Source organism: Ruegeria atlantica, from assembly GCF_013033965.1.
Lineage (GTDB): Bacteria > Pseudomonadota > Alphaproteobacteria > Rhodobacterales > Rhodobacteraceae > Ruegeria > Ruegeria atlantica_D.
Map to the genome: position 1 here is coordinate 393,711 of NZ_WQFE01000004.1, position 21,795 is coordinate 415,505.

General features: G+C 57.4%; 23 protein-coding genes. 7 read left to right on the forward strand and 16 right to left on the reverse strand.

All coding sequences use genetic code 11. The features are described from left to right. Window positions 1-88 precede the first annotated feature (88 nt). Entirely contained in the window at window positions 89-1,888 is a 1,800-nt protein-coding gene (locus GOW16_RS10770) for an ABCB family ABC transporter ATP-binding protein/permease (protein ID WP_170414486.1), read from the reverse strand. A 79-nt stretch (window positions 1,889-1,967) separates the two neighbouring features. Further along, window positions 1,968-3,293, reverse strand: a complete 1,326-nt coding sequence (locus GOW16_RS10775; protein ID WP_170414490.1) for a LysM peptidoglycan-binding domain-containing protein — start codon at window positions 3,291-3,293, stop codon at window positions 1,968-1,970. 126 nt (window positions 3,294-3,419) lie between these two features. On the opposite strand from GOW16_RS10775, the gene GOW16_RS10780 reads away from it, so the two are divergent. Beyond that, the gene (locus GOW16_RS10780; protein WP_170414493.1) at window positions 3,420-3,971 is read left to right on the forward strand and encodes a TIGR00730 family Rossman fold protein; all 552 of its coding nucleotides are present in this window, start codon (window positions 3,420-3,422) and stop codon (window positions 3,969-3,971) included. 48 nt (window positions 3,972-4,019) lie between these two features. Here the strand turns inward: GOW16_RS10780 and GOW16_RS10785 are convergent, their stop codons facing one another. Then, on the reverse strand, window positions 4,020-4,472 hold the full coding sequence (locus GOW16_RS10785) for a baeRF12 domain-containing protein (RefSeq protein WP_170414496.1): 453 nt from the start codon (window positions 4,470-4,472) through the stop codon (window positions 4,020-4,022). A gap of 346 nt (window positions 4,473-4,818) precedes the next feature. Further along, window positions 4,819-5,688, reverse strand: coding sequence for a LysR family transcriptional regulator (locus GOW16_RS10790; RefSeq protein WP_170414499.1), 870 nt, complete (start codon window positions 5,686-5,688; stop codon window positions 4,819-4,821). Between the two features lie 128 nt (window positions 5,689-5,816). Here GOW16_RS10790 and GOW16_RS10795 point away from each other — a divergent pair, with 128 nt between their 5' ends. Beyond that, a complete protein-coding gene (locus GOW16_RS10795; RefSeq protein ID WP_170414502.1) occupies window positions 5,817-6,680 on the forward strand; it encodes a HalD/BesD family halogenase in 864 nt (287 codons plus the stop codon). Window positions 6,681-6,692: 12 nt separating this feature from the next. Beyond that, entirely contained in the window at window positions 6,693-7,241 is a 549-nt protein-coding gene (locus GOW16_RS10800) for an isochorismatase family protein (RefSeq protein ID WP_170414505.1), read from the forward strand. Window positions 7,242-7,460: 219 nt separating this feature from the next. On the opposite strand, the gene GOW16_RS10805 is transcribed toward GOW16_RS10800, so the two are convergent. After that, window positions 7,461-8,060 (reverse strand): superoxide dismutase, encoded by a 600-nt coding sequence (locus GOW16_RS10805; RefSeq protein ID WP_170414508.1) that lies wholly within the window; start codon window positions 8,058-8,060, stop codon window positions 7,461-7,463. A 101-nt stretch (window positions 8,061-8,161) separates the two neighbouring features. Between GOW16_RS10805 and GOW16_RS10810 the strand changes: the two genes are divergently transcribed. After that, on the forward strand, window positions 8,162-8,923 hold the full coding sequence (locus GOW16_RS10810) for an FkbM family methyltransferase (RefSeq protein ID WP_170414511.1): 762 nt from the start codon (window positions 8,162-8,164) through the stop codon (window positions 8,921-8,923). 55 nt (window positions 8,924-8,978) lie between these two features. On the opposite strand, the gene GOW16_RS10815 is transcribed toward GOW16_RS10810, so the two are convergent. The 7 genes from GOW16_RS10815 to GOW16_RS10845 form a co-directional block, all read right to left on the reverse strand. Next, entirely contained in the window at window positions 8,979-9,422 is a 444-nt protein-coding gene (locus GOW16_RS10815; protein WP_170414514.1) for a hypothetical protein, read from the reverse strand. 17 nt (window positions 9,423-9,439) lie between these two features. After that, window positions 9,440-9,916, reverse strand: a complete 477-nt coding sequence (locus GOW16_RS10820) for a hypothetical protein (protein ID WP_170414517.1) — start codon at window positions 9,914-9,916, stop codon at window positions 9,440-9,442. Window positions 9,917-9,944: 28 nt separating this feature from the next. Beyond that, entirely contained in the window at window positions 9,945-10,418 is a 474-nt protein-coding gene (locus GOW16_RS10825; RefSeq protein ID WP_170414520.1) for a hypothetical protein, read from the reverse strand. 198 nt (window positions 10,419-10,616) lie between these two features. Continuing rightward, window positions 10,617-11,183, reverse strand: coding sequence for a sarcosine oxidase subunit gamma (locus GOW16_RS10830; RefSeq protein WP_170414523.1), 567 nt, complete (start codon window positions 11,181-11,183; stop codon window positions 10,617-10,619). Further along, window positions 11,176-14,190 (reverse strand): sarcosine oxidase subunit alpha family protein, encoded by a 3,015-nt coding sequence (locus GOW16_RS10835; protein ID WP_170414526.1) that lies wholly within the window; start codon window positions 14,188-14,190, stop codon window positions 11,176-11,178. Before GOW16_RS10835 ends, GOW16_RS10830 begins: the two co-directional genes overlap by 8 nt. Window positions 14,191-14,233: 43 nt before the next feature. Continuing rightward, a complete protein-coding gene (locus GOW16_RS10840; RefSeq protein WP_170414529.1) occupies window positions 14,234-14,563 on the reverse strand; it encodes a sarcosine oxidase subunit delta in 330 nt (109 codons plus the stop codon). Window positions 14,564-14,639: 76 nt separating this feature from the next. Next, window positions 14,640-15,884: a sarcosine oxidase subunit beta family protein gene (locus GOW16_RS10845; RefSeq protein WP_170414532.1), complete on the reverse strand. Its 1,245-nt coding sequence runs from the start codon at window positions 15,882-15,884 to the stop codon at window positions 14,640-14,642. Window positions 15,885-16,080: 196 nt separating this feature from the next. Here GOW16_RS10845 and ccmI point away from each other — a divergent pair, with 196 nt between their 5' ends. Genes ccmI through GOW16_RS10860 form a run of 3 tightly spaced genes read left to right on the forward strand, consistent with a single transcriptional unit; the run spans window position 16,081 to window position 18,020 of the window. Next, window positions 16,081-17,307: a c-type cytochrome biogenesis protein CcmI gene (gene ccmI / locus GOW16_RS10850; RefSeq protein WP_170414535.1), complete on the forward strand. Its 1,227-nt coding sequence runs from the start codon at window positions 16,081-16,083 to the stop codon at window positions 17,305-17,307. After that, window positions 17,304-17,768 (forward strand): Holliday junction resolvase RuvX, encoded by a 465-nt coding sequence (gene ruvX / locus GOW16_RS10855; RefSeq protein ID WP_170414538.1) that lies wholly within the window; start codon window positions 17,304-17,306, stop codon window positions 17,766-17,768. Before ccmI ends, ruvX begins: the two co-directional genes overlap by 4 nt. Window positions 17,769-17,786: 18 nt before the next feature. Next, a complete protein-coding gene (locus GOW16_RS10860; RefSeq protein ID WP_170414540.1) occupies window positions 17,787-18,020 on the forward strand; it encodes a DUF1289 domain-containing protein in 234 nt (77 codons plus the stop codon). Between the two features lie 267 nt (window positions 18,021-18,287). Here the strand turns inward: GOW16_RS10860 and GOW16_RS10865 are convergent, their stop codons facing one another. From GOW16_RS10865 to dusA, 4 genes are read right to left on the reverse strand one after another with little or no spacing between them, the layout of a single operon-like run. Further along, entirely contained in the window at window positions 18,288-19,016 is a 729-nt protein-coding gene (locus GOW16_RS10865; RefSeq protein WP_170414543.1) for an STAS/SEC14 domain-containing protein, read from the reverse strand. Between the two features lie 33 nt (window positions 19,017-19,049). Next, window positions 19,050-19,832 (reverse strand): hypothetical protein, encoded by a 783-nt coding sequence (locus tag GOW16_RS10870; RefSeq protein ID WP_170414546.1) that lies wholly within the window; start codon window positions 19,830-19,832, stop codon window positions 19,050-19,052. Continuing rightward, window positions 19,829-20,653, reverse strand: a complete 825-nt coding sequence (locus tag GOW16_RS10875) for a sulfite exporter TauE/SafE family protein (protein ID WP_170414549.1) — start codon at window positions 20,651-20,653, stop codon at window positions 19,829-19,831. Before GOW16_RS10875 ends, GOW16_RS10870 begins: the two co-directional genes overlap by 4 nt. Before the next feature lie 40 nt (window positions 20,654-20,693). Continuing rightward, window positions 20,694-21,731, reverse strand: a complete 1,038-nt coding sequence (dusA, locus tag GOW16_RS10880) for a tRNA dihydrouridine(20/20a) synthase DusA (RefSeq protein WP_170414551.1) — start codon at window positions 21,729-21,731, stop codon at window positions 20,694-20,696. Window positions 21,732-21,795 lie beyond the last annotated feature (64 nt).

Genomic DNA, 21,795 nt, shown 5'->3' on the forward strand with positions numbered 1-21,795 from the left:
AAAATGAGCGTCAAATTAAACTTGTACGCATAGCTACATTTTTTGCCGTGGTATTATGCACGAATGCATCAATCGCTTTGCGACCGCATCAGGCGGCGTCCGCTTGCTGGCGGCTCCAGAGTTGCGCATAGCGGCCCTCACGTTGCAAAAGCTCGTCATGGTTGCCTTGCTCTAGGATTTCACCGCGTTCCAGCACGACAATGCGGTCCGCCTCGGCAATGGTGCTCAGACGGTGCGCAATCGTCAGCACGGTTCGTCCCTCGCCTGCCCGTGCCAACGCATCCTTGATGTCTTGTTCCGTGTCCGTATCCAGTGCCGAGGTCGCCTCATCCAACAGCAGGATTGGTGGATTTTTCAGCAAGGTGCGCGCAATGCCCACCCTTTGCTTTTCGCCACCTGACAGTTTCAGCCCTCGTTCGCCAACCTTGGTGTCGTAGCCTTCGGGCAACGTCACGATAAAGTCGTGGATCTGTGCAGCCTTGGCTGCGGCTTCGACCTCATCCTGAGTGGCCCCGTCCCGGCCGTAAGCGATGTTGTACCGAATGGTATCATTGAACAGCACAGTGTCCTGCGGCACGACGCCGATGGCTGCGTGCAGGCTGCCTTGTGTTACGTCGCGCACATCCTGACCATCTATTTTCAACGCGCCTCCAGTGACATCGTAGAACCGGAACAGCAACCGGCCGATCGTCGACTTGCCGGATCCGGTGGCACCCACGATTGCCACCGTCTGACCAGCGGGTACTGTCAGCGTCACACCTTTGAGGATCTCGCGGTCCGCATCATAGCCAAAGTGGACATTATCCAAAGTCACCTCACCACCATTGACCACCAGATCGGGCGCGTTGGGCTTGTCCTGTACCTCGGTCGGTTGCTCAAGCAGATCGAACATTTGCCCCATATCGACAAGCGACTGGCGGATTTCCCGGTAGACCGTGCCCAGAAAGTTCAGCGGCACGGTAATCTGGATCATGTAGGCGTTGACCATGACAAAATCGCCGACAGTCAGCGTACCCTGCTGTACGCCAAGTGCCGCCAGCACCATCACTCCGATCAACCCGCAGGTGATCAGAAAGGACTGACCGAAATTCAGGAAGGCCAGCGAATACGCAGTTTTCAAAGCCGCCCCGGCATAGGCTTTCATCGAGACGTCATAACGTTCGGCTTCACGCTGTTCCGCGTTGAAATACTTGACAGTTTCGAAGTTCAACAAGCTGTCGATGGCGCGTTGGTTGGCTTCGGTATCCTGATCGTTCATCTCGCGACGCAGCTTCACGCGCCATTCGGTCACTGCGAAGGTGAACCAGATGTAAAGCGCAATGGTGACGGCGACGACGACCAGATACCAGACATCGAACAGCCACATCAAGATGATCGCAACCAGCAGCAGTTCTAGGATCAACGGCCCGATGGAAAACAGCAGAAAGCGCAGCAGGAATTCCACTCCTTTCACGCCCCGTTCGATGATCCGGCTCAGCCCTCCAGTGCGCCGCGTCACGTGGTAACGCATGGACAGTTGGTGGATGTGTTGGAAGGTCTCCAACGCCAGCGCGCGCAAGGCCCGCTGCCCGACCGGGGCAAAGGCCGCATCGCGCAATTGCTGGAAACCCACGGTCATCATCCGCGCGACGCCATAAGCCACGGTCAGACCGACCGCGCCCAACGCCAGCGGCGGAACGCCTTCGCCTGCAAGCCCGTCGACTGCACCTTTATAAAGGATAGGAGTGTAGACCGCGATCAGCTTGGCCAGAACCAGCATGCCCATGGCCAGAACAACACGCCGTTTTACCCACGGTTCGCCCTCGGGCCACATATATGGTGCAACCTTCCGGATCGTGCGCCAGCCAGAGCGGCGTTCGTCGGACGTGTGCGTATCGGCTGAGGTCATTGGCGCTGCTCGTCTCATCACGTACCTGATCTGCGGTCAGAGATAGACCGCTGGCCCGACAAGGGCCAGCAGCAATAGTTTATTCCGGGATGGTGAATATCTGACCGGGATAGATCAAATCAGGATCGCGGATCGAGTCGCGATTGGCCTCGAACAGCTTCACATAAAGGATACCATCACCGAACCGGTCGCGCGAAATTGCCCATAGCGTGTCGCCCTCCTGCACAGTGACCGCGCGGATCGGGGGCGCGTCCGGTTCGTTCTGGGGTTGGTCGCCGACCTCTGCCGCGCGCAAAACCTCGAGCGGTTCGCGTTTGAACGGTGTTTCAAGGCGGCTGACGACGGTACCATCCGAGGCAACCTCATCCACGCGCAACGTATAGACGCCGGGGTCAATACCTTCGAGTTCGCTACGCCATTTGCCATCATCAACTGGCGACAGATCGTCGACAAGCTGGTTATCCAGATACAGTCGCACTGCAGACCCATCCGGCACCCGCCCGGTGAGTTCGACTGCACCCGCGTCCGAATACCCGATCGTATCCAACGCCACCTCTGTCGAGGGTTTGGGGTCTGCTGTTGGCGATTGAACCAATTCAACCCCGTCTTCACCAGAGCGTAGAATAGCGACCTGTTGATTTTCATCACCTTCTTCTGCGGGTTCTTGCGCCGTTTCTTGAAGCCGATCCGATGATTGCTCTGCAGTTGCGTCAGCCGTTTCGACATCAGTGGTCGTCGCCTGATCTGTTGCCTCTGACGCGGACACATCTTGGACATCTGCCGTTTCGTTACCGGCAGGTGGCGCCTCAGCTGTTTCGGCGGTAGCAATCTGCTCGGCTGTCGGTTCCGGTTCAGGCAAAGCTGCAATCAAATAGTCGTCGGAACGGACGGGTTGATCCTCGCCTGCAGTTTCCAGTGTTAGCCCGCGCGCATCATCTGAGAAGGGGATCGACAGAAACTCGGCAAACTGACCGGTGTTGTCGACGGTAAAGCTGTGTACTTGCTCACCATCCAGAAGGACACGAACATCCGCACCCGGCTCCGCGCTCCCTGAAAGGAGGGTATTCCCGTCCGGCTCAACAAAGATCTGGTCCAGCGTTGGTGTTGAGATAACCGATTCAGCTTCGGCCGTGTCAGATGCAGGCGCCGCATCGGATTGATCGGCAGTGGTTTCAGCGGCTTCCGGTTCGTCAACTGCCGCGCTCTGATCCTCGGTCGGGGTGTTAGCTGGGCGGGCTTCTTCCGAGGTCTGAATGGCCGTGTCCTGTTGAGGCACAGCTTCCTGAGGACCGTCCCCGAAGATGCCGGACAGGTACAACCCGCCAGCTCCGACCAGTGCAACGATGCCGGCAATCACCCCCCAGATGAAAGTACCGGAGCTTTCGCTTCCCGACTTGGAGTCCATTTTTTTCCTTTCGCTCCGCAGCGCAAGTGCCTTGAGTATAACACATTCTGCCTGACGGTTGAGCCAATCTACCAATCCCGCTATCACGGGTCAAAAGCCCAGATACAAGCCCGGAGAAGCCATCCCATGTCTCAGAAATCTGTCTGTGTGTACTGCGGGTCACGAAATGGCGCGAATTCGGCCTATTCCAATGCAGCTCAGCAATTCGGAACCCTTCTGGCCGAGGAAGGCTGGCGGCTTGTTTATGGTGCCGGCGATGTCGGCCTGATGGGCGAAGTGGCCCGTGCCGCGCAGTCCGCTGGTGGCGACACGTTCGGCGTCATCCCCGTGCATCTGCTTCAGCGCGAAGTCGGCAAAACAGACCTGACCCGTTTCGTGGTCACCGAGACGATGCACGAGCGCAAGAAGGTGATGATCATGAACGCCGATGCGGTCATTGTCCTGCCCGGCGGTCCAGGATCGTTGGACGAGTTGTTCGAGGCGCTCACCTGGCGTCAGTTGGGTCTGCACGACAAGCCCATTCTGATCATGAATGTGGATGGGTACTGGGATACGCTGCACGAGCTGTTGCAACAGGTCATCGGGCAAGGCTTTGCAGATGCGTCGCTGTCAGACTTCATCACATGGGTCGATGGCCCTGACGCTGCAATGTCTGCGCTGAGGAAAGTTCTTAATTAAATTTTGGGGTATACGGGCGGACAATACCGCCCGTTTGATTTGGCGAATTCAAGTCGCAGGGGCTAGGCGCTGTCGCAACACCTGTTCGACCTTATGCAACGGGTGATTGGTCAGGGTCTTGTCGACCTCGGCAACCACTTTGCCCAGCACTTCGCTGTGCAACCGCCGACGCAAAAGCCCCAGAACATGCGGGCTGGCCACCAGGACCAGACGTTTATAGGCCCCTTTCAACCCTTTGCGATTCAACAGGTTGGCAACATCCTGAACAAACAGAGATTTCGCATGGGTTTTCCATTTGCTCTCTTCCACAGCCGATTTCTGATGTGGCGCGCCGTCAAAGCGTCGACCAGCCCGATCCGAAGGTTTGGCGGTTGGTCCGTCGCTTTCTTCCACGGATACGACAACCAGATTGGGGTCTTCAGCGTCGGTGACGTTCTCCATGAACAGCGCCTTTTCCCCGTCGGCGATAACAACCCATGTTCCCTGTGCAAGTTCGACCATTGTGTTCTCCTGTTATGGCGTATTTTTTGGCCATCCCTCATATGTCAGACACAGCTCTACCCTGACACGCCTTCAGATTTCCGGCGCGTTGCCTGACGGTTATCTCAGTTGTTCGCGGCTCTCTCCCTCCGCATAGTTTAGCTATGTATTGCCGGGCGCGGTACAATAGGTCTCAATTCGAAAGTTAACGCATCGGCAAGTTTTCTCTCGCGGCGGTGCCACGGAATTGCACCAATACATCCATGAAATTTTTTCCAAAGTTCAGCTATGCATGACTGAGCCGTGCTTTTGTCAATCAACGACAAGCCCGATCTGGAAAGCTCTGCGGGGCAAATGAAAAAAGAGATCAAAACTGACGCCGAAGCCATGTTTCGAATGCGTCTACCCCGGGTTTGAGGGGTCTGTGTTGGTCGGAACGCACAAGATAGTGGGATTGGCCCAGGGCAACCGGGTCCCCAACAACACTTATGTTTCGAGCGGTCTCAATCGCCTGTAGCGCAAACCTTTCGATTACCACCGCACAACCCAACCCTGCCGCAACCATCTCCATAGCGGCCGTCGAGGTGTCGGTGACCAAGCGTGCGCCGGAACTGGCCGGTTTCAAAGAATAGGCGGACAGATAGCGCGCCCAGTGGTCGTCAAACCCCATGATATGGATCGCCGGTCTGTTCAGCAGGTCGTGCGGCGTACGGATGTCGCTGCGCACCTTAGAGCAGCAGATCGGTACAATTGCTTCGTCCGACAAAAGCTCCAGGTCTGATCTGGCATACTCATTTCGGGCCAAAAGGATTTCGACATCAGCGGGTTGCTGGTCGGCAGGGCTTTTCCAGATCGAGGTGACAAGTTTGACGCCAATATCGGGGTGATTGTGCAGGAAGCCATCCAGCTTGGGCGAAATCCACATGATGAACGCCATTGAGGCGCGCACGGTGATGGTACTGGCCTGACGCGGCCCAAATAGCCCGGTGGTCGACATCTCGATCGTGTCCAGTGCTTCGCGTACCGTGACCAGATAAGCCTTGCCCACGTCGGTCAATTGAAGGCTCTTGGGGCGGCGTACAAAAAGCCTGTCGCCAAGCTGCGCCTCCAACGCCTTGATATGCTGACTGACGGCTGTCTGGGTCAGGCCAATCTCGTGACTTGCCGCAGTGAAGCTGAGCAGCCGCGCTGCCGTTTCAAAGCTGCGCAACCAATTGAGATTCAGATTATGACGCATCGTTCTTCATAATTTTTTTATGTTCATGAGGCATTATTATTTCGATTTATCTGATCACATTACCTTTGCATAGTATCTGGAATTCTCACCGCCCCGCACCGGGCAATGCGTTGTGACAGGAGAGTTTCATGACCGGCATCGAATGTAACGCTCAACAGGATATCGCATTGGAACTGGTTGACCTCGGTCGCTATCCCATTGCTGACCTGAATAGTGGTCCGGGGGCGGAATTCCTGGCGGAGTGCCAGCAAAGCATGGAAACACACGGCTGGTGCAATCTGGATGGTTTTCTGCACGCAAATGCTCTGGAGCGGCTGAACACCGAAGCCAACAACCTATTGCCGACGGCCGAAGTCCTGCATGTCAAACGCAACATCTATCAGGGGGCTATTGATCCATCTTTGCCCAAAGATGATCCGCGCCGAAAAGAATTCATCCATAGCGCCGTGCAGCTTGCCGATGACCAGATACCTGCAGAGACCGGACTCAAACAGTTCTATCACTCTGAAATTCTGACGGAATTCGTGCGGCGGGTGCAGATGAAGGACCAGCTTTATCTGTGTGCCGATGAGTTTCAGGCGCTCAACGTCGTCGCCTTGCAACCGGAAAGCTGGCACGCTTGGCATTACGACACAACCGAGTGCACCGTGACCCTGTTATTGCAGGCCCCTGAAAAAGGCGGAGATTTCACGTTTCTTCCCAATTCCCGAACCGACGAGACGGAAGACCGCGAAACTGTGGACCGCCTATTGGCAGGCGACATGTCCGAGGCCTGTAGCTTTTCGCGAGGGGCAGGAACTTTCACCCTTTTCCGCGGCGGGTATTCATTGCACGGAGTCACCAAAGTCGAAGGAAGCCGTCCACGCATTTCCGCCATCATGACCTATGATGAGCAGCCTGACCGGGTTATCGGGGACGAGATCAATATCCGCATCTATGGTAAGCGGGTGGAGAACATTTTGGCCAGCCGCAAGGCTGAATCTACCGAGTAAGGATCTTTGAACATGAAAACGGCGTTGCTGGTAATTGATGTGCAGATGGCATTGGCGCACGAGGATGCATCCGGCACAGAGCGATCCTGCCCCGAGGCTGAGGTCAACATCGCCGCGCTGCTGGAGAAATTCCGATCCGCAGGCGACAGTGTGGTTCATATTCATCACCATGGTACCGATCCGGAAGACCCGTTCCATCCCGACGCACCGGGCGCAGCGGTTCAGCCGGTTGCGGCCCCCGCGCCTGGCGAGCCCGTCATCATCAAAACGGGCAGCAGCGGGTTTGTCGGTACGCCATTGCAGTCCGTCCTGAATGAGGCAGGCATCGAGCGTGTCATCCTATGCGGTGCGACCGCCAATCACTGTGTGGAATCAACAACCCGTAGCGCGGCGGATTTGGGCTATCAGCCTATTTATGCCGCCGACGCAGTCTGGACCTATGGTATTGAGGGACCGGATGGCGTGTCCCACAGCGCCAATCAGATACACTCGGTCAGCATGGCGACGCTTGAGGGCGAAATAGCAGCTGTGAAGCGCACGAAGGACATCCTTGCAATGTGAGCGGTCTGGTTTCCTCGGGTCGTCACGGTGTACCTGTGACAGACGTCAGCATAGGGAACCGAGCGTTCGTTGATTTACGGAATTTCCGAAGGTTGTGCCTGGAACAGCCATTCGATGCCAATTGCAAACGCGAAATCGACAATAGAAACAGGTGCCTAAAGAAAAGGCCTGCCAGCGTCACCGCCAGCAGGCCCTTAATAACCCAAATCGGGAATATGATTACATCCGCGAAGCGACGTTTTCCCAGTTCACCAGATTGTCGAGGAAATTCGACAGGTAAGCCGGACGCTTATTGCGGAAATCGATGTAGTAGCTGTGCTCCCACACGTCACAACCCAGCAGCGCGGTCTGACCGAAGCACAGCGGGTTCACGCCATTCTCGGTCTTGGTCACGGCCAGCGAACCATCTGCGTTCTTGACCAGCCATGCCCAGCCTGAGCCGAACTGACCAGCACCGGCAGCGCTGAACTGCGTCTTGAATTCGTCAACCGAGCCGAAGCTCTCGGTCAGAGCTTTTTCCAGCTCACCGGGCATAGCGTTGCCGCCGGGGCCCATCATTTCCCAGAACTGGTTGTGGTTCCACAGTTGGCTGATGTTGTTGAAGATGCCGTTTTGCGCAACAGCGTTCGCGTCATAGGTGCCAACGATGATCTCTTCCAGCGACTTGCCGTCCCACTCGGTCCCGGCGATCAGCTTGTTGCCGTTGTCGACGTAGGCCTTGTGGTGCAGGTCGTGGTGATATTCCAGTGTTTCCGCGGACATACCCTTGGCTGCCAGCGCGTCATGTGCATAAGGAAGATCAGGAAGTTCAAAAGCCATATCGGCCCCCTGTTTGAAATGTAAGTTGCGGTTCCCAAGGTTAAATGCTTTGGCTGCAGCCGCAGGTCAAGAGCCGAGACAAGAAAACCCGGAGGCAGGCGATGCTTACACAGGCGCGCAAGATGTTTTACCGCGCCCGCGGATACTATGCGGGCCAGTTAAATGGCGAGCCGTTTCGACTGGACCCCTATCATTCGAAATTCTGGCGCAAGGCATCGTCGGGCGCGTGGGAGCCCGAAACGTTCGCCGTGCTGGATGAGTACCTGTCGCCTGATCAGGACTATCTGGACATCGGTGCCTGGATTGGACCGACGGTGCTGTACGGAGCCCGCAAGGCACGGCGTGTCTGGTGTTTCGAACCGGACCCAACAGCGTTTCGGCATCTGGCCTGGAATCTGGACCTGAATGACATCACCAATGTCTCGGCCTTTGGTGTTGCGCTGTCCGACCAGTTCGGCGTGGCCCGTATGGCGTCAGTTCGCGGAGAACCCGGAGATTCCACCAGCTCTTTGTTGCATGACGGCGCCCACGGCAACGACGCGCTGACAATTGCCTGGGATCAATTCGAGGCCGTGAATGACCTCTCGGGCGTTTCTTTGGTCAAGATGGACATCGAAGGGGCCGAGTTCTTTGTTTTGCCCACGCTCTTGCCATGGTTGAAAAAGCAGCGGCCGGTGTTGCTCCTGTCGCTGCACGCACCTATGTTGGGTGACAACGACAGACAATCGCAAATGTCGGAACTATTAATTAGTTTGTCCTTCTATTCCCAAATTTACGACGACGCGGGCAATCACTTGTCAGCACAAGAATTGCTAAACTCCGAAGACCTGGGAAGGTTTCGTACGATCCTACTGAAGGACTAACAATCAACAAAGAAGTCCGGGAAAGGACCTGACGGCTACCTTTTCCGGAAGAAGCTTAGTAGAGCGTCCATGACTTGACGGGTTCGCAACGACCTTCGCCGCTTGGTCGGTTGGTCACGTTGTCCATCGGAAACCGGGCTGACATTCGAAGCTTATTGGTTTTAGGATCAATTGTGGCAGTATAGAAAATTCTCACTCTACGGGAATTGCTGGTAGACAGAGTCAGTCTCCAATTCAAGCGGTATTCACCTTTGCGAGTCGTCTTGAACTTGGCGTCGATCGGCGTGTCCTCATGAATCCCGGCCAGATCGTTGTGACCAGAGATGTGGCCATCATAGGCCCGCGCCCGATTGCTCGGCGCGTCCACGCTCAACAACACACGCGGAGGGATCCAGCCCTGGTCTTCCATACTGTGCAACTGGCAGTCGTAGTTTTGAATTTCAGCCTGCGCAGTCATTGTAGACAGGCCAAGAATTATGGCGGAGATCGTTGTTTTCATTTATTTATTATCCTGGATTACTTCGTTGGCGCCGCAATTGACTCGCACCGCCCTCTCGCGAATCCATCGCGTGGCAGATAGGCGCTGTTTGAGGAAGATTTTGCCATTGCTTTCATCGTGTTTCGGTTCAAGAACACCGAGAACTCCTGATCACGCAAGTCCAGCGCATCAATCCGGGACTCATTAGAGGCATAGCTGCGGCCGGAATCGGTAAATACGTAATTGGAACCAACCCAGGCAATCGATAGTTTCTGCGGCGTATCGCTTTTTATCCGACCCGATCCTTTGCCCGAGGTAACGTTCGGAATCACGACGTCATGCAAAAGTACGCTTCGGCCAAATTCATCGATCGAGAACACCAGATGCGTAGGTGTCGGTTTGTTCGCGATACCGCGGCCAAAGGTGCATTCGAATGTCTCTTTATAGCTTTCTGAGACAGCCACTGCGGGCATAATGGCCAGGCCAAACGCCAACAACAGAAGTTTTGATTTCATGTTCTTACCTTGCTTTCACCATTTTTGATTAAGGCAGTTCCATAGGCGTGCAGTGCCCCACCGCATTCCCATCCAGCGTCACATGCCCGTCGGACTTGGAGCGGGTAGTAGCTCGCATAGTTTGACGGTCCAAAAAGACTGAGAAATTGTGGCGACCCAGATCAGAAACGATTCTTCGAGAGTCACCTGGTCTCGTTCTTCTGCCCGTTGCCTTGAACGTGTAGGAGTCACCCGGCCAAGAAATTGACAACAATCGATAGCTGTTTCGTTCGATCGAAGCTGATCTTATTGGCGCATCTATCCCTTGCAGTTCCACTTCGTGCAGAAGTGCGGAACGCCCATATTTATCGAGCGAGAACACAACACGTGTGGGAGTCGGACGGTTCGCTAGGCCTTCTTCAAAAACACACTCGAAACTTTCCGAATAGACTTCACCCGACGCGCGGCCGGGCGTAATTGCCATCGCGAACATAATGCCCGACAGCGCTAAAAATACTTTCATTCCACCCACTTAACCCGTGATTTTTCTCATCCGTAGCGGGGTTTCGCTGAAACCTCAATGGTTGAATATTACCCTCACATCTCCCGATTTAGTGGTGTGCACTTAATAACACAGCACGCATATCAGCGGCCAAAAATATGGCCACCATGCGGAATCATGGTGGCCATGGAGCAACAAAATACAGGGTTTATAGGTAGCTTAATAAACCCCGACCTCACTGCCCGGTTGCGCGGCAACCTTTAGCAGATTGAAGACGTAGTCGGCGGCCGATCGGAAACACACGACACGGAGAGTCTGGTCGTCGTCCATCCAGAACGCCCCCGCCACCTGCGCTAGGCGCGAGCGGCGGATCTGGCCGGGCTGGAACGCCTTGGACGACAGCTCAACCGGGGCAAGCTTGCCCAAAACCTCGCGCGCGCTGCTGCCCGAGATGCTAAACACCGCACGGGCGTCCGAGACGTTGACCGCCAAGGCATGCGTACCGCTTAGTGCATTGGTCATTGCAGCCAGCTTGGCCTCGACCTCGACATAGGGGACCAGCACCAGCAACTCGTCCGGGGACATCCAGCAAACGCCGGACTCGCCGTCGACAAACGCTTCGCGCTGACCGGGCATTTTTTGACCCGTTGCGTCCTTGACGGCCTTAGCCAGCACCTTGTCGGACAGGTCGCCGCGCAGGGTGATCATGCCTTGCAGGCCGCATTCCTGGACCTTGGCGATTCCGTCATAGCTGGCGTGGTTCAGTGCGCTGATGGGTTCAGACATTCTGCTTCTCCCCGTCCTTGTCGTAGAAGATCGGATCCACGATCTTCGCTTTGTAGGTTTTTCCATCGGTGCCCGGGAATTCGATGATCTCACCCATCCGGTCCGGACCGTGCTTTACCAGACCCATGGCGATGCCTTTGCCTAGGTTGGCCGAGTAATAGGTCGATGTCACGCGCCCGATCATGTTGCGCTGGCCATTGGCGTTGACGCCCTCTCCGACCGCGTAAGCACCGTCCGGGATGACCGAACCATCCACAGTCTCTAGACCGACCAGTTTCCAACGGTCCGGATCGGCCATATGGCTGCGTAAATGGGCGCGTTTACCGAGGTAATCCTCTTTCTTTTTCGAGAGCGCCCAGTGCAGCCCCAGATCCTGCGGGATCACGGTGCCGTCGGTCTCGTCCCCGATCATGATAAAGCCCTTCTCGGCCCGCAGGATGTGCAGACATTCGGTACCGTAAGGCATGACGCCGAATTCTTTACCTGCCTCCATCAGAGCGTTCCAGAATGCCTGACCCTGGCTGGCGGGAACTGCAATCTCATACGACAGCTCACCCGAGAACGAGATGCGGTAGGCCCGGCAATCGAAATCACCGATCTTACCGTCGCGCCATTCCATAAATGGCAGCGCCTCTTTGCCGACGTCCATGCCGCCCAACTTTTCCAGCACCTTGCGGGCGTTGGGGCCGACCACAGCGACCTGAGCGTATTGCTCGGTCACGTTGGCAACATAGACTTTCCAGTCCCACCATTCGGTTTGCAGCCACTCTTCCATATGACCGTGGATGCGTTCCGCTCCGCCGGTGGTTGTGTGACACAGCCAGGTGTCCTCGTCGATCCGGGCAACTACACCGTCATCGATCAGGAAGCCGTTTTCCGAACACATCAGGCCATAGCGGCATTTGCCGACCTTCAGCGTGGACATCATGTTGGTATACATCATGTCCAGGAACTTGCCGGCGTCCGGGCCTTTGACGATCAGTTTGCCAAGTGTCGATGCGTCCAGCAGGCCGAGGTTTTCGCGGGTGTTCTTCACCTCGCGGTTTACTGCGTCATGCACGGATTCACCAGGACGGACATACGCATAGGTCCGGCGCCAGTGGCCAACCGGCTCCCAGTCTGCGCCGTTCTCGTCATGCCAGTCATGCATCGGTGTTTGACGGATCGGCTGGAACACTTCGCCACGCGCTTCGCCGCCAATCGCACCCATCGAAATGGGAGTATACGGCGGACGGAAGGTAGTAGTGCCAACTTTTGGAATTTCCGATTCCAGCGCATCAGCAAGGATCGCCAATCCGTTGATATTGCTTAACTTACCCTGGTCTGTCGCCATACCCAATGTGGTGTATCGCTTAGTATGTTCGACGCTTTCATAGCCCTCGCGCGCAGCCAGCTGTACGTCCGAAACTTTGACGTCATTCTGAAAGTCCAGCCAGGATTTCATACGAAGCTGCACATCTGCGTTGGCGGGCATCAGCCAGACCGCTTGCATCGCGGCCTCTTGCGTGGTCTCACCAGCCGGAGCCTTGGTGTTCTTTGGCTTGAAGCCTGCTGCTTTGGCAGCCGCTTTGCCGGCCGCATGTGCGTCCGTCAAAACATCACCCAGCGCCAGAGGACCATTCGAGGCACCCGCAGCGACAACAAACCCTTCGCCATTCGCGCCCAGTGGTGGCCGCGCTGGATCGGGGCGGAAATGCGCGTTTGCGTCGTCCCAGATCAGCTTGCCGCCGCAATGCGACCACATGTGGACCACCGGAGACCAGCCACCCGACATGGCAACCGCGTCGCACTCAACTTCTTCGCGAGCGCCACCGATGCCTTCCTGATTGCAAATCGCGACCTTCTTGACGCGCTTACCACCTTTGACCTTGGCAATGGCCTTACCGGGGTCGACCCGGATACCAAGCTGTCGCGCCTCTTCGGCCAACGGCCCGGCTGCAGCACGGGCATCGATCACGCGCAGAACATCGACGCCGGCCTGTTTCAAAATGATAGCTGTGCGGTATGCGTCGTCATTGTTGGTCGCGACGATCACACGCTCGCCCGGGGTCACGCCCCAGTTCACCACATAGTCCCGCATGGCCGATGCCAGCATGACGCCTGGAACATCGTTGCCCGCAAATGACAGTGGGCGTTCGATGGCACCCGTCGCAGTGACGACCTGCTTGGCCCGAATGCGCCACAGGCGATGACGGGGACCTTGTGTGCCCGGTTTATGGTCGTTCAGACGCTCATATCCCAGCACATAGCCGTGGTCATAGACGCCCGCGCCCATACAACGGGAACGCATGGTTACGTTGCCCATTGTTTCCAATTCGGAAACCAATTGTTCCACGAACTTATCCACAGGCTCATTGTCGATGGTTCCACCATCCACCGGAGCACGCCCGCCCCAATGCGCGGTTTGCTCGATCAGCATGACTTTGGCACCTGACTGAGCAGCCGCCTTGGCAGCCTGCAAACCCGCCACGCCACCGCCGATCACCAAAACGTCTGTAAAGGCGTAGAAGTGCTCGTACGTGTCTGCATCGCGGTTGTCTTTGTCCGGTGCTTTGCCCAGACCGGCAGACTGACGGATGAAGGGTTCGTAAACGTGTTTCCAGAACGGTTTCGGGTGGATGAACATCTTGTAGTAGAAGCCAGCTGGCAAAAACCGCGACAGGTGGGTGTTCACCGCACCGATATCGAATTCCAGGTTCGGCCAATGGTTCTGCGACACCGAAGTCAGACCATTGAACAGCTCGGTCGTGGTGGCGCGCTGGTTCGGTTCAAACCGGTTGCCCTGCCCCAACCCGACCAGAGCGTTCGGCTCTTCCGCGCCGCTGGCGACGACGCCGCGCGGACGGTGATACTTGAACGACCGGCCCATCATCATCTGATCGTTGGCCAGCAGGGCGGAGGCAAGCGTGTCCCCCTCGTACCCCTGCATCGAGGTGCCGTTGAAGGTGAAGGTGACCTGTTTCGACCGGTCAATCAGCCGGCCTTGTTTTGCGAGACGGGTGCTCATGTTGCGGACCTTTCGCAGGCGGAATTAAGGATGGCGGTGCGGATCATTCGTACTCTCTCCACGTCCAGCCAGGGCGCTTAGCAGTGATCGCGTCCTTGATTTCTTTTGGCGGCTCGGTGGTTTGGGCCGAATAGGTCCCGAACACTTCAAGCGTCTGGGTGCAGCGCGCGGCGTGGAACCACTTGCCGCACCCGTTGCTGTGGCGCCAGCGTTCGAAATGAACGCCTTTGGGGTTCTCACGCATGAACAGGTAGTCGTGAAATTCGTCATCCGACGAGCCCGGACCAAAGCGCTTCAGATGCGCCTCGCCACCTGCGGCCAGTTCGGTTTCTTCGGCGTCCACGCCGCAGTAAGGGCAATTCAGGATCAGCATGTGATCATCCTTTTGGCGGTCGGTTGGCAGCACGGCCAACCAGAATTCTATCAGCAAGCACTTTCGGACCTGGCCCTTAGTGCGCCACCCCAGCGGCGACACTTTCGTCGATGAAGCGGCCCTCTTTGAAGCGGTCCAGCGAGAAGGCTTCGGTCAGCGGCGAATGACCCGTGGCCATCAGCTGTGCCATACCCCAGCCCGAGCCCGGAATGGCCTTGAAGCCACCCGTTCCCCAGCCGCCGTTGATAAAGCAGCCCTGCAGCGGTGTTTTCGAAATGATCGGAGACCGGTCGCCGGTCATGTCCACGATCCCGCCCCACTGGCGCAGCATCTTCAGGCGCGAGATCATCGGGAAGGTCTCGACCAATGCGCGGACGGTTTCCTCGATATGATGGAAGCTGCCGCGCTGGGTGTAATTGTTGAACCCGTCAGTACCGCCGCCGATCACCATCTCACCCTTGTCGGATTGCGACATGTAGCCGTGCACGGTGTTGGCCATCACGACCACATCCATGCAGGGTTTGATCGGCTCGGAGACGAGCGCCTGCAATGCAATCGCCTCTAGCGGCAGACGGAAGCCCGCCATCTCGGCCAACTGACCAGAGTGACCTGCAACCACGACGCCTAGCTTGTCACAGTCGATTGAACCCTTGGTGGTGTCGACACCGACAACACGCCCATCTTGCGAACGCACGCCTGTAACTTCGCACTGTTGGATAATATCCATGCCCATCGCGGAACAGGCGCGCGCGTATCCCCACGCCACGGCGTCGTGACGCGCAGTGCCACCGCGTTCCTGCCACAACGCGCCCAGAACCGGATAGCGCGGACCGTCGATATTGATGATCGGCACCAGCTCTTTTACGCGTTCGGGGGTGATCCATTCGGTCTGAACACCCTGCAATGCATTGGCATGCGCCGTGCGCTGATAACCGCGAATTTCGTGCTGAGTCTGGGCCAGCATCATGACGCCGCGTGGGCTGAACATGATGTTGTAGTTCAGGTCCTGACTCAGATCCTCGTACAAGCTGCGCGCTTTTTCGTAGATCGCAGCCGACGGGTCCTGCAGATAGTTCGACCGGATGATGGTCGTGTTTCGGCCGGTATTGCCACCGCCCAGCCAGCCTTTTTCAATCACGGCGACATTCTGGATGCCGTAATTCTTACCCAGATAATAAGCTGTGGCCAGGCCATGGCCACCCGCACCGACGATGATCACGTCGTATTTCTTCTTGGGTTCGGGCGAACGCCAGGCGCGCTCCCATCCGGTGTGATAGCGCAGCGCTTCGCGCGCTACAGCAAAGGCTGAATAGTGTTTCATAGGCGAATCCATCCGGTTCGGTGATTGGGCGAAGATATGCCGCGTAACGACAGCATGCCCCTGCCGTGCAACGCCGTAATATCGCACTATTGCGACATGGGCCCCATTATTGCGACATGAAGGCGACCAGCGGCCATTTGTCCCTTTTGTCGGCCCGCCGAGAGGTCTAAGTCAGGGCAGCCAAATCGGAGAAGCCATGTCGTTCTGGGTCCTGATCATCCTAACCGCCGCCGTGACTGCAGCGTTTTTGGGCTATTCCATCCTGCGCGCACGCGACACACGCGAACCCGCGGCGGCCTATGACCTGCGTGTTTATCGCGAACAACTTGCGGGCGTGGACAAAGATCTGGCCCGCGGTGTCATAGGCGAAGCGGATGCCGAACGCGTCCGTACAGAAATTTCGCGTCGTATTCTTGCAGCTGATGCCCAGTTGCAGGCGCAGACGACCCGGTCAGGACCACCGCGTTGGGCCTCGGTCACAGCAATCGCCGCCGTAGGTCTTATCCTCGTCGGCGGCGCGGCCTGGATGTACGACCGGATGGGAGCTGCGGGACTGCCGGATCAGCCCCTTTCATTGCGTATTGAGCAGGCGGAAACCTTGCGCGCGGAACGCCCCAGCCAGGCAGAATTCGAAGCCACCACCAAGCCAGCCCCTCTGCCGCAATTGGAAGAGAGTTATGCGGCGCTTTTGGAACAATTGCGTGAAACCGTCGAGGCGCGTCCCGACGATCTGCAAGGCCATATTCTGCTGGCGCAGCACGAGGCGAACGCAGGCAATTTTCCGGCCGCGTACAAGGCCCAGCAGCGGGTGATCGAACTCTCCGGCGACGAAGTCCCCTCAGATGCCTACTCGCATCTGGCCGAGATGATGATCCTGTCGGCGGGTGGATATGTGTCCCCCGAAGCCGAAGCCGCATTGCGCGAAGCGTTGAAACGCGATCCACGCCACGGCCCGGCGCTGTACTACCTGGGCCAGATGATGGTGCAGGTCGGGCGTCCTGATATCGGGTATCGCATTTGGACAGACGCATTGCGCAACGCGCCAGCAGGTGCACCATGGGCCGATGCAATTCTGGCACAGCTGGACGAACTGGCCTTTCGCGCCGGGGTGTTCAACGCGCCTGAGATCTCAGCCCCCGCAGGGCCTGGTCCAAGCCAGGACGACATCGAGGCTGCCGAGGCGCTGACCCCGGAAGAACGGCAAGAGATGATCCGCGGCATGGTCAACCAGCTATCGGATCGGCTGGCCACAGAAGGCGGCGCGCCCGAGGATTGGGCCCGTCTGATCGCAGCTTTGGGCGTTTTGGGCGAGGGACAGCGAGCCATCGACATCAGAAACGAGGCCATGGCAGTCTTTGTCGGCAATGCCGATGCCCTTGCAATCATCGACGCTGCCGCGCTTCAGGCAGGTATCGCACAATGATCCATGACGAATTCGAAGACTTCGCCGCCGCATTGCCGCCCATGACGGCCCTGATCGGATTGGATTTAGGCGAAAAAACAATCGGTGTCGCCGTGTCCGACCGGATGCGCGGTGTGGCTACCCCCCTTGAGACGGTACGGCGCAAGAAATTCACACTGGATTCTGCCCGTCTTCTGGAAATCATCGCGGACCGCGAGATCAGCGGCGTCGTGCTCGGCCTGCCCAGAAACATGGATGGAACCGAAGGTCCCCGGTGTCAATCGACCCGTGCATTTGCCCGAAACCTGTCGCGCCTGACCGAGGTTTCCATCGGCTTTTGGGACGAACGGCTTAGCACTGTTGCGGCGGAAAAGGCACTGCTTGAGGCGGATACGACACGAAAACGTCGCGGACAGGTTATCGATCACGTCGCAGCCGGCTATATTCTGCAAGGAGCGCTGGATAGGCTGCGCTTTCTGTAAAAGGAACGGGGTACACCGATGACAAACATGGTCTGGAAAAGGAACGAGGTCGAAAGCCCTTGCATCCAGATATGCGTCGTGCACCCGACCGAGCGCATTTGTACCGGTTGCTATCGCACCATTGATGAGATCACGCGCTGGTCGAAAATGGACAGCGACGAACGTGCTGAGATCATGGAAGATCTGCCCGCGCGCAAGCCACGCCTCGCCAAACGGCGCGGTGGACGCGCGGCACGCATGAACAAATCCTGAAGTACATATCTGGCTTTCGCGCTGAATTTGCACCGCTGCGGGTTGGTCTGAACTCCGAGGGGGATCAAGTTCGAAGACATGCGTAAGTGAGTGGCAACCCACAGCGGCGCTCTTCAGCATAAGTATTCATCCGAAGTGGTCATACGGAAGAACAAGACAGGTTTAAGCTTTTTTTGACCGACCGATCAAGAAAAAATAAACAGCCGACAAATTTACCTGACGTAATGGTAAAGCCAGATGAAATTTGCCGTCTTGATCATGGTCGCTCTATCCGGCTGCAAGCCAGGATTTTGCGTTTTCAAATTCATCTGATGGAAAGAACTGTGTGCGTGCACCCAGAACATGGCTGGCGACACGCTGCGCCATGTGCTGCCAAGCCTTGTCCCCGACGATGGCGGCGCAATCCAGCAAACCCACATGCCCTCGCGCCAGACGGAAATGCGCAGCCAATGCCGTCAGTCCCTGCCAGCCGTCAAATTCGCGCAGATCGATCAACAGACGGAATCCGTTCTTCGAACTCAGCAAGCTATCCAGATCACGCTCTGCCTGCTGATATTCTTCAGGATCCAGCTTGCCCATCAGACTGATCTGCACGCAGGGTCCACCGAGATCAGTCACGTGGATTGCCCCCAAAGACTCGCGCATCCAACGGCGTGCGGCTTCAAGCTCTGATAGTTCGAACACCTGTACAGGGCATGGAAAGATCGGAGCTGCCAGACGGACGCTGGTCTGTACCCAACCCTGATCGGCCGCGACAGCGATACGGTCAAAGCCGCGCCAATGACTGAGCCCCAGCTTGGTATCGGACCATGCGGCCCCAAGGTCGTAGCCTTTGAACTCTGGCTGTACGATTGCCAACAAGCGCACGGCATCATGTTCCCTCAATGCGGCCTCGATCGCAGGAACCAACGTTTCGCTGTAATCCTTGCTGGTCACTTCGCCGGACAGCTCGATCTCAATCTGCGCACCATCAGAATCCGTATGAACCGTAATCATCGAAAATCTCCAAACCTGAACAATGGCAACAGGTTACGGGGATTCGATCCACTCGGCTACTCCCCCTGCACATTCAGGGCGGAAATAGGCGATCATCCGTCCATCCGGTCCGGCTGTCGCCCCCTCGGCCCACGGCCCGACGCCGTGCAGGCAGTGACGATGCAGCAGGTAGGCCTCACCCGGCTTCGCTGGCAGCTCGATACGTGGACATGTTTCGAACACCTCACGGCGGGCTGTCTGGTAGATGTCCGTGATGTCAATCTGATGCAGGGCGTCCTTGGGCTGGCCTTCCATCACACGCGCAAACGCGGCCCCCAATATCTTGTGGCTGCCTTCCCACAGAACCATCGGCGCAGCATCCGGGCTGGCCTCAGTCAGCGGGATGCCAAGGATCCATGCGTGTGGCTCATCCACGCGGCGTCGTCGATCCGGCCCCATGGGACGCAACCCGTCCACATGCGCTGCGTCGCGATTCCGCCGGTATCTGCTGGCGGCTTCGGTTTCACCACGACGCGGGCGGGGATACCCGGGATAGACAACCGAGACCTGTCCCTTGTGCAGGGGCAACCGCCCGTAATGTTCGACAATAAAATCCATGGCCTGACCCGACAGAGGGTCCGATGGTCCCACCCTGCCCTCTGGATCGTTCTCCAGAGCGTCTACTCCGATGAACCACGTACCTTCACAGTCCAGCCATTCTGAAAACGCAGGGTCAGTGGCAGAGGTCCGCGCCCGAGGCAGGGCATGATCGACCCACTGGGCAAGGGCCGGATCATAGGGAAACCTGATCCATCCGTTGCCCCAAAAATCGGTCACAGTCCCAACGCCTTGCGCAGCATGTTCAGGGCGACCAGTGTCAGAAACACTGCGAACACACGCTTCAAGGGCTTGGGATCCATCGCATGTGCCAGCTTCACCCCCCAAGGTGCGGTGATCATCGTCATGGCCACGACAATCGCGAATGCGATCAGGTTGACGGCACCGATCGTAAACGGTGGCCGGTGTTCAGGCGAGACATCCAGGAACAGGAAGCCCAGAACAGACGGCACAGCTATGATCACGCCAAATCCAGCCGCTGTTGCAACCGCCCTGTGAATGGGGGTGTTGAACAGGCTCATAAGCGGCACACCAAAGCTGCCGCCCCCAATGCCCATCAGAACCGAAAGGAACCCGACCGAGGGCGACAAAACCGCTCGCTTCACACCTTTCGGCATCGCGTCGCCAAGCCGCCATTCCGATTTGCCCAAACCCAGATACGCTCCGATGACCATGCCCAGAACCCCGAACAGGGCCTGCAAGGCTTCGGTCCGCAGTGCCGAGGCAACCAACACGCCGACAATGGCACCTACTGCAATTCCTGGCCCCCAGCCGCGCAGGATATCCCAGTCTACCGCGCCTTTCTTGTTATGCGCCAAAACCGATCGCAATGAGGTGACGATGATGGTCGCCAGCGACGTCGCAAGGCACAACTGCATCAGCTGTGGCCCGCCATATCCTAGTGTTTGAAATGCATAGAAAAACGCGGGCACCAGAACGATACCGCCACCAACGCCGAGCAAACCAGCCAGCACACCGGCCAGCGCCCCGATTACAAGCAAAAGGCCCAGCATCTGGGCCAGCAACATCGTTTCGGGCATCATCCCCCCAAATCGGCCGTCTGGCCGTATCTTGTTCCAGTCAAACCTCTGCCAATGGCGCGATGCTGTCCAGTGCTTGCAACATCACCGCGGGACCGGCCCCATCGTGAACCGCCCCCTCGGACAGAGCCCGCCTCCAGGCGCGCGCACCGGGCCGACCGGCAAACAGGCCCAGCATGTGACGCGTGATCTGGTGCAGACGCCCACCCTCGGCAAGGTGTCGTTCGATATAGGGCACCATTTTGTGAACGACATCAATCGGATCAGCCACCTGCCCACCGCCGAAAATCAAGGCATCCGCCTCGGCCAGAATATCCGTGGGCTGATGATAGGCTGCACGCCCGATCATGACGCCGTCCAGCCCGGCATCCAGATGCGCCTTTGCCTGTTCCAGAGACGTGATACCGCCATTGATCGAGATATGCAGATCCGGGAACTCCCCCTTCATCCGATGCACAAGACCGTAGTCCAAAGGCGGGATATCCCTGTTTTCCTTGGGGCTTAGCCCTTGCAGCCAGGCCTTTCGCGCGTGGATCGTCACGCGTTGGCATCCAGCTGCATGAATGGCCTGCAAAAACGCGGGTAAGACTTGTTCCGGATCCTGATCGTCGACACCAATACGGCACTTGACCGTAACTTCAGCATCAGCGGCGTCGCGCATCGCGGCAACGCATTCGGCAACACGAGCGGGGTCTTTCATCAAAACGGCCCCGAATGTACCTGACTGCACCCGATCTGAAGGGCAGCCACAGTTCAGGTTGACCTCATCATACCCAGCTTGCGCACCAAGCCGGGCCGCCCGCGCCAACTCCTTGGGGTCTGAACCGCCCAATTGCAGTGCGACGGGGTGTTCTTGTGGACTGTAGTCCAACAGATGCAATGCGCCTCCGCGTACTAAGGCCGGAGCGGTCACCATTTCAGTGTATAGAAGCGTCTGTTGGCTCAGCAATCGATGCACAAAACGACAATGACGATCGGTCCAATCCATCATCGGCGCAACCGACAATCGCGCGGCCTTGGTGACAAGGTCTGTTGAGGCCGGATGGCGCTGTGAAACAAGGTTTGACGGTGCGGTCATGGGTGCGTCTCGATGTACACTGAACAGGTGGCTTACTGCACCAGACTGCGTTTCGCAATCAAGC

Bases quoted from the DNA above. Each gene is read 5' to 3' on its own strand.
- ruvX (WP_170414538.1), top strand. From the start codon at position 17,304: ATGATCCATGACGAATTCGAAGACTTCGCCGCCGCATTGCCGCCCATG.
- GOW16_RS10840 (WP_170414529.1), bottom strand. From the start codon at position 14,563: ATGCTGATCCTGAATTGCCCTTACTGCGGCGTGGACGCCGAAGAAACC.
- dusA (WP_170414551.1), bottom strand. From the start codon at position 21,731: ATGACCGCACCGTCAAACCTTGTTTCACAGCGCCATCCGGCCTCAACA.
- GOW16_RS10775 (WP_170414490.1), bottom strand. From the start codon at position 3,293: ATGGACTCCAAGTCGGGAAGCGAAAGCTCCGGTACTTTCATCTGGGGG.
- GOW16_RS10810 (WP_170414511.1), top strand. From the start codon at position 8,162: ATGCTTACACAGGCGCGCAAGATGTTTTACCGCGCCCGCGGATACTAT.
- GOW16_RS10790 (WP_170414499.1), bottom strand. From the start codon at position 5,688: ATGCGTCATAATCTGAATCTCAATTGGTTGCGCAGCTTTGAAACGGCA.
- GOW16_RS10780 (WP_170414493.1), top strand. From the start codon at position 3,420: ATGTCTCAGAAATCTGTCTGTGTGTACTGCGGGTCACGAAATGGCGCG.
- GOW16_RS10805 (WP_170414508.1), bottom strand. From the start codon at position 8,060: ATGGCTTTTGAACTTCCTGATCTTCCTTATGCACATGACGCGCTGGCA.
- GOW16_RS10815 (WP_170414514.1), bottom strand. From the start codon at position 9,422: ATGAAAACAACGATCTCCGCCATAATTCTTGGCCTGTCTACAATGACT.
- GOW16_RS10785 (WP_170414496.1), bottom strand. From the start codon at position 4,472: ATGGTCGAACTTGCACAGGGAACATGGGTTGTTATCGCCGACGGGGAA.
- GOW16_RS10825 (WP_170414520.1), bottom strand. From the start codon at position 10,418: ATGAAAGTATTTTTAGCGCTGTCGGGCATTATGTTCGCGATGGCAATT.
- GOW16_RS10845 (WP_170414532.1), bottom strand. From the start codon at position 15,884: ATGAAACACTATTCAGCCTTTGCTGTAGCGCGCGAAGCGCTGCGCTAT.
- GOW16_RS10875 (WP_170414549.1), bottom strand. From the start codon at position 20,653: ATGCCCGAAACGATGTTGCTGGCCCAGATGCTGGGCCTTTTGCTTGTA.
- GOW16_RS10800 (WP_170414505.1), top strand. From the start codon at position 6,693: ATGAAAACGGCGTTGCTGGTAATTGATGTGCAGATGGCATTGGCGCAC.
- GOW16_RS10770 (WP_170414486.1), bottom strand. From the start codon at position 1,888: ATGACCTCAGCCGATACGCACACGTCCGACGAACGCCGCTCTGGCTGG.
- GOW16_RS10830 (WP_170414523.1), bottom strand. From the start codon at position 11,183: ATGTCTGAACCCATCAGCGCACTGAACCACGCCAGCTATGACGGAATC.
- ccmI (WP_170414535.1), top strand. From the start codon at position 16,081: ATGTCGTTCTGGGTCCTGATCATCCTAACCGCCGCCGTGACTGCAGCG.
- GOW16_RS10795 (WP_170414502.1), top strand. From the start codon at position 5,817: ATGACCGGCATCGAATGTAACGCTCAACAGGATATCGCATTGGAACTG.
- GOW16_RS10820 (WP_170414517.1), bottom strand. From the start codon at position 9,916: ATGAAATCAAAACTTCTGTTGTTGGCGTTTGGCCTGGCCATTATGCCC.
- GOW16_RS10865 (WP_170414543.1), bottom strand. From the start codon at position 19,016: ATGATTACGGTTCATACGGATTCTGATGGTGCGCAGATTGAGATCGAG.
- GOW16_RS10860 (WP_170414540.1), top strand. From the start codon at position 17,787: ATGACAAACATGGTCTGGAAAAGGAACGAGGTCGAAAGCCCTTGCATC.
- GOW16_RS10835 (WP_170414526.1), bottom strand. From the start codon at position 14,190: ATGAGCACCCGTCTCGCAAAACAAGGCCGGCTGATTGACCGGTCGAAA.